Raw genomic sequence first — 12,543 nt, 5'->3', positions numbered from 1 at the left:
TGCCCCGGCCGGACGGTTTCAACGCAAAGGAACCCGGTAGGCCGCGCGCATTCGCGGTCCACGAACATTTCCCCTTGAGCGAGACGAAAACACTGCCGTATGATGCGCGAAGTGCACCCCTGCGGAACGATTGGGAAGGAAACGTATCATGGTGATCGCTATGTCCATCAACCTGTGCTTTGCTTTCATGGCGGCGGCGCCGGGCGCCGCGGAACAGCCCATTTTCACGCCTGCGGGAGAATTCGGGGCGCGGATCCAGGCCGTCCTCGAACGTTACGGCAATCAGGATATCGAGCCCCGTTTCACGGACGACTTTATCCTGGCCGACGTGGTGTTGTCGCCGGAGTACCCGCGCCGGTTTGACAATTTCAGCGGCGACATCTCGGGGCGTTTTCTCGGGGCCGTGGCCATGCTGCCCAACCCCGAGCAGGCCGGGCGTCTTGAGGGCCTTGTCGGCGAAATCGCGAAGTGTCAAAGGCCAGACGGCCGTTTCGGCGCCATGAACCTGTCGTTTGCGGCGGCAGACATCGGGCCCGAGAACATGGCGCTGCTCTGGGGCAACGGCCGCTTATTGGCGGGATTAATGGAATACCACCAGTACTCGGGCTCGCCGAAGGCCCTCGAGTGCGCCAGGAAGCTGGGCGATTTTCTGCTCGGCGTCTACGAAACATGTTCCGAGCCCGATGTGGCGAAACGGCTCGAGGGTCAGGCCGCGCGGGGATTCATCTGCTTCACGCAGCTCATCGAGGGGCTCGACATGCTCTGGCGGGCCACAAAAGACGGCCGCTACCTCGATACGGCGAAACGGATCGTGCCCCTGCTCGAACCGCGCGGCGTCCAACACAGCCACGGGTACCTGACCACCTTGCGCGGGTACCTGATGCTGTATGAGTCGACCAGCGACCCGGCAATCCTGGCCGCCGCCGAAAGACTCTACAACGAGCTCATCGCCTCGACCGACTTCCTGGTCTACGGCGGGGTGCTGGAGTACTTCGGTATGAAGCACGACCGCGACGAGGGCTGTTCGGAAGCCGATTTCCTGCGCCTGAGCCTCCAGCTCTGGCAGGCCACCGGCAAAACGGAATACCTCGAACTCGCCGAGCGCTGCATGCTGAACATCTTCTACTCGGGCCAGTTCGAGACCGGTGATTTCGGCCACCGGCGCTTTGGCGATGCCGGCTATATCCCCGCGGAGGGGGCCGGGCGCGCGTGGTGGTGCTGCACCATGCACGGGCATCGCGCATTGGCGGACGTCAAGAACTGCGTCGTAACCCAGGACAACACCGCCGCGAGAATCAACCTGTTTCTTGAGGGCACGTGGTCCGACGGCGACACCACCCTCGTGTTGACCCGCCCCGGCGCCACGGACCCGCAAGCGCCTGCCTTCCGCGTGACGGTCGACAAAGCGCCGGATGCCGCCCGGGCCATCGGCATCCGCCAGCCCTCGTGGGCCCGCGATGTCAGCGTGCGTCTGAACGAAACCGAAACGAGACCGGTTCTCCTTGCGGGATACCTCATATTCGAGCGCGCGTGGAAGAGCGGCGACGTGATAGAGCTGGATTGGGCCTGCACCGCGCGTCTCGTGCAACCGGACGGCAAGGTCCTTCGCCCCCAAGACCTCACGGACCAGCCCGTCAAGGCCGCGATGTATTACGGTCCATGGCTGTTGGGCGTCAGCGACGAACTTGACCCGTATTTCCACGGCGAACCCTGGCGCGAGAACGTGATCGGGCTCCCCGCGTTCATCGAACGGCCGAAAGCGCCCGTCGGACCGAAAGGCGACCCGCGCATCGTCGAAGACGCCCACGTCGTCGTCAATTACCGGCATGGCGGGTTTCCGGACCCCTGCACGGTCACGTTGCGTCCCATCTCTGAGCAGACGCCCTACCGCCAGCCCATGGTCACCGTTTGGCTGAATTTCGCGAAGTTCGCGGAGTGAGCAGCATTGACCTGCCGTACCGCGGGCGGCCCGCGTTATGTTCCGGTCCAAGTCATAACGGAGGGCGGGCACGGCTCGAGGATTGGGGCCTCGGCGCTCAGGTCGGGGTCTTGAGAAACATGGTGACGCCGGCCGCGAGAAAGACAAGGTTGGCCAGCCATGCGGCGAGGAACGGCGATATCCTTCCCGCGTCCCCGAGCGTGACCCCGATGCTGAAGAGGGTCAGGTACACAATCGCGATGGCGACGCTGGCTCCAAAACCGATGGCGATGCCCCCGCGGCGCACCCGGAGCGCAAAGGGAATGGCAAGCCAGACCATAACGAAGGCGATCGCGGGCTGGGAGAATTTGGTGTGGAAATCCACGCGCAACCGTTGCGCCGGCACTCCGATGCGGGCCGCATGGCGCACGACCGAGGCCAGTCCCCATGCGGTTTGGGTTTCGGGCGGGGTGTTCATGGCAAACAACAGCTCGGGGCGCTCGTCAAACGGGGCGGGCAGCTGGCTAATGGGCCGCTGCGATAAGATGGTCCCTCCGTTCGGCGCAAGGATAAGCCAGCGGCCATCCTCGAGCATCCACTGGCCGCGGGCTTCATCCCAATAGATGCGGCGCGCCTGGATATGTTCCAGGGCGTCCTCTCGGACGGCGTGCATCAAGACCCCCTCGCCCGTCAGGGCGACGCGGTTAAACTTCATCACATGACAGGTCCATCCGTTGGAGAGGCGCGCCCATGTCAGGCCTTCGCGTTTACTGTCGGAGTTGTGCGAGAAATTGTTGCTCTTGATGCGGTTGGCCTGTTGCGCGGCGTATGCTCCCACGGTTTCCTCGGCGGCAAACAGAACCAGGGCAAATCCAAGGGCCAGCGCCAGCGGCATCCGGCTGAATCGGCGCAGGCTGATACCGCCCGCGAGCGCGGCCGTCACTTCATTGGCTTGGGCCGCCTCGCCCACGACCATCAACGTGGCCACCAGCATGCACAAGGGCGCGACTTGAAACACCACCCATGGGGTATAGGCCAGGTAATACAGGGCCACAACGGTCCAGGAAAGGTCCAGCCGCATGATTTGCCCGCGCCGGTGCGTCAAGAGATCGATCAGGATGAAGACGGCGACAAGGGCCACCAACGCGCGGAGCAGGGTGAACGCCAGCCGGCGGCCCAGGTATCTGTCGATGAGAGTGGCCCTCATATCCGGTCCACCCGCCACAAGGCGATGCAGCCCCCGGCCAACAACACCAGGTTGGGGATCATCCCCCGCAAGACAACCGTGTCAAGGCCGTGCAGAGACACCGGTTCGAGCATGATGCTCAACGTGAAATACACCAGCAGAATTGCAGAGCCGATCGCAAAGCTGTAGGAGCGGCCTCCATGGCGGGACCGTACCGCCAACGGCGCCGCCAGGAAACCCACGGCGAAACTCATTACCGGCAACGAAAACCGTTCGCTGATCTCAGAACGCATTTCGCGCAGGTCGCCTTTGAGCTTGTCTGTGCGGCGGGCGTCATAGCTTTCCGCCAGTTCCCGCTCGGCCGCAAAGCACTCTGTCAAGCTGAGGGTTCGCCGCTGCTGAGGAATCTTCTCGGGCGGGTTCTGAGGCCACGGGACCCGAAACTCCGGAAACACCGAAACCAGCAAATCCCGTCCATCTTCCTGCGGATAAATAGCGTAACCATCCCGGAGAATCACCTCGGTATGCCCGTCTTTCGCGACAACCTGGGCTTCCCGCGCGAAAAAGGTCCATGCCGCGCCCCCCTTACGGGGCATGAGCAGCTCGATGTTGTGCAATTTCCCCGTGCCGGGGCTCTTCTTCTCGATATAGACCCGCCAAACGCCCTCCTCGCTGTTGATTTCGTGCATCACGCCCGCGGGCAGCACGTCGAGTGTCAGGCGGCCAGGCAACTCCCGCGTGATCATGACCATGGCGCTGTTAAAGGTAAACGGCTGGACACGGTCTTGGATTACAAAAGAAACCAGGCTTAACAATGCCCCGCCGACAATAACGGGGACCACTACACGTTTGAGCGGAATCCCTGCCGCTTTCGCGGCCACGATCTCGTTCTGTCCGTTCAATCGCCCAAACGCCAGCAACACGCCCATCATGTAAGTGATTGGTATGATGTAGGTTACAACGCTTGGAAGAAAAAACAGCATCAACCGGGCGACGTCGTACAGGGAGATGTGCTCGATCGGGAGCAACTTGATACGTTCCCGCAGCTCGTTGCCCACGGCCAAAAAGCTGATCAGCGCAAAGGCCAGGACCGACGGTACCATGACCTCCCGCAACACATACCGGTTCAGAATCCGACAAGGCCCGCGATGTACCAAGGCGCGCATTCGCGAAGTATAGCGCAGGCCCCGGCGCCCCCGCCACTCGCATCTCTCGTCCGGCCGGTAAGGAACCGGCAGCACGGGTGTCCTGTCTGCATTCTTCGGAGTGACATGGACCTCCCCGCCGCGGGCCGGGGTGGCGTTGAGAGGTCAACCGCTCTCTGATACAATGCGAAACGGCGGCAGCGGGGCAGCGAGTGCACGGACGCCACCGAACGTCGGGCAAAGGGGCACAAAAAAGGGGGCATGATGTATCGCAGTACGTTCTTCGTTGCAGCGGCGGCCTTGCTTCCAGCGCTATTGCCTGTGGCCGCGGCGGCCGCGCCTGTCCGCGCGTTTGTACCCGAAAAGGGTTGGGCCGTCACCATTGACCTGTCCGAGTTCGAGCCGTTCGCCGTACAGATGCCTAAGACCATCCTGGGCGGCAGTCTGGGAGAGGGCATTACGCTGACCCTGCTCGTCGAGCAGGCCGAGGCGGGCACGACGGCCGTCGATGCGCGCGAGAAATACGGCATGATCTATGCCTTGGGCGCTATCGACAACGCTACGATCCAAAAGGAAGAGTCGGGCGACATGGCATTCATCTCGTACTCGAAAGCCCCGGACGGCCGGCCGTGGGGATTCAACGGGTATGCCGTCAAAGAAGACATGGTTTTCGATTTGCACGTCTCGGGCGCGGAGCAAGCGCTTCCCAAAGAGCAACTCGCGGCCATCATGAAGTCGCTCACGGTCGAGGCCACCTCAGAAATCGCGGACACCATGGAATGGGATAAGCGGCTTCGCTCTGCCGAGAATGAAGACGAATACATGGCAGCCCTCTCGAGTTTCCTCCAGAAGTATCCCCAAAGCCCCTGGGGTTACTGGCAATTGGCCGAACACCGCTTCGCCTCCAAAGACCTCGCGAAAGCGAAGGATGCCTACCTGCGGGCTCTGAAAAGCCATAAGACCCAGCCATTCCTGAATCCGCTTCTCCTTTGGCAGTGCTACGACGGCCTTGGCATGTGCTATGGGATGATGCAGGAGTATGACCAGTCCAAGAAGTATCTCGATCTTGGCCACGAACTGGCCGAGGAACTTGACGATGCCGCGCTCCTTGCTGCTTCGGCCTACAATCTCGCCTGCTGGCACGCGGAAAAGGGCGATGCGGGAAAGAGCGCCGAGTTCCTCAGGGAGGCCGTGCGGCTTGCTCCTGAAAGAGCGGATGCCGCGCGGAAGGATTCGTCTTTCAGCAGGATACGCGAGACCCGGGAGTTCCGCGACGCCATCACTCCCCCGTCACCACCCGAGCGATAGCCATTCCAGGCATCCCATACGCGGCTTGGCCCACTCTGCAAAGCATCCCGGCCGCCGCGCGGGTTCATGCGCATGCCATTGCGCGCCGCGATGCCCCGGTCTCATAACGCCGCGAGGGCGCGGAGCAGGTATTCCGCGGCGCGAAGGGGGTCTTCACCGTCAGGGAACTGGAGGGTGACGGAGAGATGGTCCTGCCATGCGAACGTGAGGCGGCCGCCGAATTCGTGTTCAAGGGAAGCGCGAGCCTTTCGGTTCAGGAGCCGTCCCGAATCGAACTCGACGATGAGTGAATTCTTGGCGGCGGTGAGTCTTGTGGCGCCCGCGTCGCCGCCAAGAGCGCGCAGCCGCATCAGGTCGAGGAGACGGCGGACCGGGGCGGGCGGTTTGCCGAAACGGTCGCCGAGTTCGTCGGCGAGTTCGTCGGCCTCCTCGACGGAGCGCGCGTTTGCGATGCGTTTGTACAGGGTAATCTTCTGCGTTTCCGAAGGCACGTATTCGCTGGGTATGTAGGCGTCGATGGCGATATCGAACGGGGGCAGGGCGCGCCGCGTAACCGGCTCGCCTCTCAGCTCGTTCACGGTTTCCTCAAGCAGGTTCGTATAGGCGTCGAACCCGACGGCGGCGATGTGGCCATGCTGTTCGGCGCCGAGGATGTTGCCGCAGCCGCGGATTTCGAGGTCGCGCATGGCGATGCGGAACCCCGAGCCGAGCGTCGAGAATTCCTCGAGCGCCTTGAGGCGTTGTTGTGCTTCCTCGGTCAGAGCGCGGTCGCCGGGCACGAGGAGGTAAGCAAAGGCGCGGTGCTTATAGCGTCCTACGCGGCCCCGCAACTGGTACAACTCGGCCAGGCCGAAGTGCGTGGCATTGGTGATGATAATCGTGTTGGCATTGGGGATGTCGATACCCGACCCGATGATCGTCGTGCACACGAGGACATCGATTTCGTGACGGATAAACGCGGCCATGACGTCCTCGAGGTCGTGCTCGCGCATTTGGCCGTGGGCAACGGCGACGCGGGCATGCGGCGCCAGCTTCCGCACCAGCGCCGCGTAAGACAGTATGGTTTGAACGCGGTTGTGGAGAAAGAAGACCTGGCCTTCGCGCGCCAGTTCGCGCTCGATGGCTTCGCGAATCAGTTGCTCATCAAATGTCTCTATGCAGGTGTGTACCGGCAGGCGATCGTTGGGCGCGGTGTTGATGACGCTCATGTCGCGCGCGCCGAGAAGCGCCATGTTGAGCGTCCGGGGGATCGGCGTGGCGCTCATGGTCAGCACGTCAACGGTCGTTCTGAGGTGCTTGAGCTTTTCCTTCTGGGCCACGCCGAAGCGCTGCTCTTCGTCAATGATGACGAGGCCGAGGTCCTTGAATTTCACGTCTTTCGAGGTGAGGCGGTGCGTGCCGATCACGATGTCGATCTCGCCGGCTCGCAGACGCTCGACGGCGGCCTTCTGCTGTTGGGGCGTCCGGAACCGGCTGAGCATCTCGATGGTGACGGGGTAATCGGCCATGCGTTCGGAGAACGTGAGGTAGTGCTGCTCGGCCAGGACCGTCGTCGGCACCAGTACCGCGACCTGTTTGCCGTCCATCACCGCCTTGAACGCCGCCCGGACGGCCACTTCGGTCTTGCCAAACCCGACGTCGCCGCACAACAGCCGTTCCATGGGCTTGTCCTTTTCCATGTCGCGCTTGACCTCGACGATGGCCCGGGCCTGGTCGGGGGTTTCCTCGTACTCGAACGCGTCTTCGAACTCCTCTTGCCAATGGGTATCCTGCGAAAAGGCATGCCCTTCGCGGGACTCCCGGGCGGCGTAGAGCTTGAGGAGTTCCTCGGTCATGTCGCGCACGGCCTTCTTGACGCGTGCCCTTGTGCGGGCCCAGGTCGAGCCGCCCAGCTTGTCGATACGCGGCGTGGCCCCTTCCCCCGCCACGTATTTTTGTACCTCATCGATGTGGGTGACAGGCACATACAGCTTGTCGCCGCCGCTGTACTGAAGGGCGAGGAAATCGCCGGCCTTGCCCTCGAAACGCCTCAGTCCGAAGTAGCGGCCGATGCCGTGCCGGGCGTGCACGACGTAATCCCCCGCTTTCAGGTCGTCAAACGAGGTGATGGCGGCGCCCGCCTCGAACCGGCGCCGTTGCCGCCGGGTGTAGCGCCGCCCGAACATCTCGCGCTCGCTCAAAAGCGTCAGTCTGTCGGCGGGAGACGTGAAGCCGCCGCGCAACCGGCCGATTTCCAGGGCCAGGTCGAAGCGGTCCTGCCCGATGCGGTACCCCCGTTCCTCGATGAGCTCGTAGAGCCGGCGCCGCTCTCCCGTGTTGGCGCAGAGAATCCGCACACGGTACCCGTCGGCATCCCAGCGCTTGAGGTGTTCCCAGAAGGCTTCGCGGTCCCGTTCCCATCCGGTGATCGACCGCATCGGGGCGCTTACGCGGGGAACGCCGCCGGCCGGCTGCAGCGCGACTTGAGCCAGCCCCAGGCAGGGAAATCCGCCGAGGGTTTTCTCGAACTCCGCCCACGACACGAAGAAGCGCTCATCGTCGCGGGCGCTCGAGAGCGTTCGGGCTTCTTCGGCGATGCGGCCGGGTTCGTCGAGCGCGATCAGGGTGGACGCAGGAAGGTAATCGAACAGCGTGTTCAGCTGCGTGGCCTCGGCGCCTTGCCGCAACATGCGCTTCTCGGAGCGGGGCAGGATGCGGACGCTGTCGCACCGCCCGACGCTGCGTTGCGTCTCGGGCTCGAAACGCCGGATGGACTCGATCTCATCGCCAAAGAATTCGATGCGCACGGGAAGTTCACTGGCGATGGGGAACACGTCGAAAATGCCGCCGCGCAGACTCATCTGGCCCCGCTGCTCGACCATCAGGTCGCGTTCGTAACCCAATTCGATGAGTTTCAGCAACAGGGTGTCGAGCTCGTATTCGCGGCCGGTCTGCAAGGTGATGCTTTGCTCGTCGAGGCGTTTGCGGGGAGCGACCCGTTGCAGCAGGGCTTGAACGGGCGCGACACAGGCCACCGGCTTGCTGCTCTCGAGGGTTTCCGACAGGCGCATCAAGACATGCATGCGCTCCGCCACGATATCGTCGGCGGGTTCCATGACGTCGGCCGGCAGCACTTCCCAGGCGGGAAACGAAAGGCATTGTTCCTCGGGCAGGAACGAGCACAGATCCTCGTAGATGGCGTCGGCGTCGGCCCGGCTGGCAGCGGCAATCAGGAGAGACGCGTTGCGGGATTGGGCGAGTTGAACCGCGACAAGGGTCTTGCCGGAACCCCAGAGGCCCACCACCTCCGCCCGGTTGCGGGGCGATTCGCCCAGCGCTCGCGCGGCGTGCTCGACAGCCTGTAATGTCGGGAGTGAAAGCGCCATCGTTCGTGAGTTGGGGCGGCCCGATGCACCGGCCGCGGATCAAGCATATACACGACGGGCGAGCCCAAAAACGGCCCGCCCGAAAAACACTGCAATGCGGCTCAGCGCGAGTAGAAGCCGATGATGCCCGCCGTGTCCGGCTTGAACGGCATGGTCTCGAGGTTCGGGGTGGCGATCATCCTGCCTTCAAACGAATCAGCGGCACGCTCGAGGTATTCCGGAATCGCCGCCGGCGGGCTTGCCGCTCCATCCGCCAACGCGGGGATCTTGCGGCTCTTTTCCCTCACGCTGACCACCGTTCCCGGCTTCACCTGAAAACTGGGCATGTTGCACTTCTGCCCGTTCACGAGGATGTGGCCGTGGGTGACGATTTGGCGCGCCTGATTCATGGTGCGGGCCAGACCCAGACGATACACGACCGAGTCCAGGCGCGACTCGAGCAGCATGAGCAAGTTCGATCCGGTGACGCCGCCCATGCGCTGAGCCTTGCTGAATGTGCGCCGCATCTGTTTCTCGAGAAGCCCATAATGGGTCTGGATCCGCTGCTTATCCAACAACTGTTGTCCGTATACTGTCGCTTTTCGCCGCAAGGTCGGGCCATGTTGCCCTGGCGCGAAAGGCCGCTTGCCGGAAGGGCATTTTGGATCGCCCCATACACAAGAGCCCAAACGACGACACAGCTTGTGTTTTGGTCCCGTATACCTGGCCATGACTGTCCTTTTCTGTTTTGCCGATCGTTAGCTGTTTCGCGGTTCTTTTCGGCCGAATTCCCTACTGCAAAAGGGGATAGAACGCCGGCGCGTTTTTGTTCAGAATCGCATCTTTTTCGTGCACCGTTGCGCAGAAAACACGGTACATTAGCGCATTTCCGCGATGCAAGTCAAGTTGCAGTCCCACGTTGGCTGAGCCCGGCGCCGCGAGCCAAGCCATTTGCCTCGCCGCGTGCTATAATGGAGACGGTCAGCAAACGCTGGCCACGGTGCGCATGAGGCCCCTCTGAACTGCCTACGATGGGAGGGACACTATGGTTGCAGTACCTGTAGCACGCGACATCATGAAGACCACCACCCGCCTGTTTCACCCTGACATCAGTGTTTTCGAGGCAATGGAAGCACTCTGCCATAAGGGAGAGAATGCCGCGATGGTGGTTGACGCCGATTACCGCCTCGTGGGGATCCTTACGGAAGAGGACTGTCTGCGGGTCTTGCTCAGCGAAGTCTACGATGGCTTCGAAGCCATCGGGCGCGCGCGCGTGGCTGACTATATGTCTCCTGTCACCGAGACTCTTACGCCGAGCACGGACATATTCGCCATCGCCTCGATCTTTCTGCGTACGAACGTGAATCTGCTGCCGGTGCTCGACGACGGGGTTCTCATTGGCTGCATCAAACGGCTGTGCATGCTTGCGGCCATCATCGAGCTGATGAAACAGGACGTGGCAAACCAGGCGCTGGTCATGGAGAAGATCAGACTCTCGGAACATCCGAAATCCATAGGCGACCTGTTGCGGCTGGCGGGCGGCCATGACAAAGAGCAGCTCAAGGAGGTATTCAGCCAGCGGTATCGTCCCCAGCCTGAAGAGGGCGCCAATCCGTAGCGCCGAGGAATGCAGGCCGGCCCTTTCCCACCGTGCGCCGAAGGTCTTGAGAGGGCGCACGCACAACAACCTGCAGGGCCCACGCGGGAAGCTCCCGCACGTTCCTGCCCTGAACATAAGACCAGGGAGCGCCCAATATGTCCGATGGATTGCATCGCCAGGCCGAACCGGAAATCATGGATGAGGCGGAAGAAGCGTACGCATATGCCCTGGCTGATTTTGCGGAAGTGAACGCCGCGTTCGTGGAACGGCTGCGCGAATTGAGTAGCGGCCGAGACACGGCTGTCGCCCTCGACCTCGGCACGGGCCCCGCGGACATCCCGGTGCGCGTCGCCCGGGCAAGACCCCGCTGGCGCATCTGGGCGGTGGACGCGTCGCACGCCATGCTCCAGCTCGGATTGGACGCCTGCAAAAAGGCAAACGCTGCCGCCACAATAGGCCTGTTGCTGGCCGACGCGAAGTCTTTGCCCATACGCGGCCACAGCATGGACGTCGTGTTCTCGAACAGCATATTGCATCACATCACCGATACCGGCCTGTTGTGGAAAGAGATCAAACGCGTGGCCAAACCCGGCGCGCTTGTGTTCCTGCGCGATTTGGCCCGCCCGGGTTCCGCCTCCGATGCCTTGGACATAGTCAGCAAACACGCCGGGAACGAGTCGCCGCTCCTGCGCGAGGAATATTACCGGTCTCTCCTGTCCGCATATACCGTCGAGGAAATCGTATGCCAACTCGACACGGCCGGTCTGGATGCGCTCGAGGTTGAACAAGTCACCGACCGGCATCTCGATGTCTGGGGAGTGATCCCCGCCGCCTGAAACCGCGCCCCGTTCGCCTGACAGAGGCCGCGGGAAATGCCTTCACGTGTACGTGAAATAGACGGTGGCGCTGCAGGGGCGGTCCACGCGCACCCGCACCCAATGCGCTGAGAAACCGTCCGGAAATTCGTGGTGGACATAGCGGCGTTCGGGGAATACGACCAGGGCCATGTAGAACTGCCACGCGCCGCTGCCCAAGGCATCCACCTCGAGCGTGAACGTCACCTTTTCATCGCTGTCGTGGGTAATATGCACGCATTTTTTGTCGAACCCGGTCATGAGGAAGGGATCGGAAGGCTCATCGGGCCTCACGGGCGTATCCCACCACGGGCCGCCCCATCCCGCGGGTTTGCCCATGGACCACAGGTCGTCGATGTTGCCAAACCACAGCCCGGACTGGGGTTGTCCGACGGCGTTGTCGGTCTGGTCGCTCGCCATAACAAACATGCCGCGCCAATGGCAGAAATCGGGCACGATGCGCAGGTGCGTGGCAATGGGCCGGATGCCCCAGACGCGGCCCCCGTAGACCATTGCCGGCAGCTCATAGAACATGCCGTGCAGGTCCATGAGATAGCGTTCGGTCTGGGCTTCGCGGATACGCATCCACTCGGTGTTCCAGGTGTGGTCGAAGGCCTGGCTGGCCTTGGGAAGCAGATAGCGCGACCACTCGCCGTTGTGAAGCACCCGCAGGATGGCGGACGACTTGCTCCACCCCGTCGCGTACAGGGTGTTGCCGTAGCGCTGTCCGGCGCCCGGATTCTGTTTGCCGGAAACCTCGACAAAGGGATTGCGCTCGAGCACGCGCCACTGCGTGCCGTCCCATTCCGCGAGACATCCTGCCGCGCGTTCGCCCAGGAACTCGGGTTCCTCGTAGGTGTTGTTGGCGACGACGAGACGGCCTTGCGCAGTATGCCCTCCTTTGAAATGGGGCTGCCCCTCGATGTCGAGTTCTTTCACGAGGTCGGCCAGTTGGCGCGTCTCGAGGGTCTTGAGCTCGGTCTCAAACAACAACCCTTCCATGGTTAGAAAATAGACCATCGTTTCGGGGTGCACGAGGTGGCGGGCCGTGGCGGTGAGGCGGTGTTTCGTCAGGGGTTCGATGGTGCGCACGTTGCCTTCCGCGTCGATGACGTGAGGTCCAATCACGGCCTGGAGCGTTTCCCAATGGATGAGACGGTTGGCAAACGTGCCCGTGACCGCTGCCGG

The 12,543-nt window shown here is 62.5% G+C and carries 9 protein-coding genes; 4 read left to right on the top strand and 5 right to left on the bottom strand.

The window, feature by feature from the left end:
* The first annotated feature begins 148 nt into the window (after nt 1-148).
* Entirely contained in the window at nt 149-1,939 is a 1,791-nt protein-coding gene (locus PLJ71_06060) for a glycoside hydrolase family 127 protein (protein ID HQM48233.1), read from the top strand.
* 97 nt (nt 1,940-2,036) lie between these two features.
* Here PLJ71_06060 and PLJ71_06055 read toward each other — a convergent pair whose 3' ends face one another.
* Nucleotides 2,037-3,125, bottom strand: a complete 1,089-nt coding sequence (locus PLJ71_06055) for an LptF/LptG family permease (GenBank protein ID HQM48232.1) — start codon at nt 3,123-3,125, stop codon at nt 2,037-2,039.
* On the bottom strand, nt 3,122-4,270 hold the full coding sequence (locus tag PLJ71_06050; GenBank protein HQM48231.1) for an LptF/LptG family permease: 1,149 nt from the start codon (nt 4,268-4,270) through the stop codon (nt 3,122-3,124). The genes PLJ71_06055 and PLJ71_06050 overlap by 4 nt, the downstream gene beginning before the upstream one ends.
* 240 nt (nt 4,271-4,510) lie before the next feature.
* Between PLJ71_06050 and PLJ71_06045 the strand changes: the two genes are divergently transcribed.
* Nucleotides 4,511-5,557, top strand: a complete 1,047-nt coding sequence (locus PLJ71_06045) for a tetratricopeptide repeat protein (protein ID HQM48230.1) — start codon at nt 4,511-4,513, stop codon at nt 5,555-5,557.
* Between the two features lie 101 nt (nt 5,558-5,658).
* Here PLJ71_06045 and mfd read toward each other — a convergent pair whose 3' ends face one another.
* Both mfd and rpsD read right to left on the bottom strand, forming a co-directional pair.
* Nucleotides 5,659-8,922: a transcription-repair coupling factor gene (mfd, locus tag PLJ71_06040; protein ID HQM48229.1), complete on the bottom strand. Its 3,264-nt coding sequence runs from the start codon at nt 8,920-8,922 to the stop codon at nt 5,659-5,661.
* Between the two features lie 101 nt (nt 8,923-9,023).
* Nucleotides 9,024-9,632, bottom strand: a complete 609-nt coding sequence (gene rpsD, locus PLJ71_06035) for a 30S ribosomal protein S4 (GenBank protein ID HQM48228.1) — start codon at nt 9,630-9,632, stop codon at nt 9,024-9,026.
* A gap of 314 nt (nt 9,633-9,946) precedes the next feature.
* Between rpsD and PLJ71_06030 the strand changes: the two genes are divergently transcribed.
* Nucleotides 9,947-10,519: a CBS domain-containing protein gene (locus tag PLJ71_06030; GenBank protein HQM48227.1), complete on the top strand. Its 573-nt coding sequence runs from the start codon at nt 9,947-9,949 to the stop codon at nt 10,517-10,519.
* Between the two features lie 137 nt (nt 10,520-10,656).
* Nucleotides 10,657-11,337 carry a class I SAM-dependent methyltransferase gene (locus PLJ71_06025; GenBank protein ID HQM48226.1) on the top strand — a complete coding sequence of 227 codons (681 nt, stop codon included), beginning with the start codon at nt 10,657-10,659 and terminating at the stop codon, nt 11,335-11,337.
* Nucleotides 11,338-11,379: 42 nt separating this feature from the next.
* On the opposite strand, the gene PLJ71_06020 is transcribed toward PLJ71_06025, so the two are convergent.
* On the bottom strand, nt 11,380-12,543 hold a 1,164-nt coding region (locus PLJ71_06020; protein HQM48225.1), incomplete at its 5' end, for a hypothetical protein.

It is taken from the genome of Candidatus Hydrogenedentota bacterium, assembly GCA_035416745.1.
GTDB lineage: Bacteria > Hydrogenedentota > Hydrogenedentia > Hydrogenedentales > SLHB01 > UBA2224.
Note: the sequence above shows the minus strand (reverse complement) of the source record. Positions and strands in the feature narration are given on the sequence as shown.

Excerpts from the sequence above, each read along its gene's own strand:
- PLJ71_06060 (HQM48233.1), top strand. The coding sequence starts at position 149 with ATGGTGATCGCTATGTCCATCAACCTGTGCTTTGCTTTCATGGCGGCG.
- PLJ71_06055 (HQM48232.1), bottom strand. The coding sequence starts at position 3,125 with ATGAGGGCCACTCTCATCGACAGATACCTGGGCCGCCGGCTGGCGTTC.
- PLJ71_06050 (HQM48231.1), bottom strand. The coding sequence starts at position 4,270 with ATGCGCGCCTTGGTACATCGCGGGCCTTGTCGGATTCTGAACCGGTAT.
- PLJ71_06045 (HQM48230.1), top strand. The coding sequence starts at position 4,511 with ATGATGTATCGCAGTACGTTCTTCGTTGCAGCGGCGGCCTTGCTTCCA.
- mfd (HQM48229.1), bottom strand. The coding sequence starts at position 8,922 with ATGGCGCTTTCACTCCCGACATTACAGGCTGTCGAGCACGCCGCGCGA.
- rpsD (HQM48228.1), bottom strand. The coding sequence starts at position 9,632 with ATGGCCAGGTATACGGGACCAAAACACAAGCTGTGTCGTCGTTTGGGC.
- PLJ71_06030 (HQM48227.1), top strand. The coding sequence starts at position 9,947 with ATGGTTGCAGTACCTGTAGCACGCGACATCATGAAGACCACCACCCGC.
- PLJ71_06025 (HQM48226.1), top strand. The coding sequence starts at position 10,657 with ATGTCCGATGGATTGCATCGCCAGGCCGAACCGGAAATCATGGATGAG.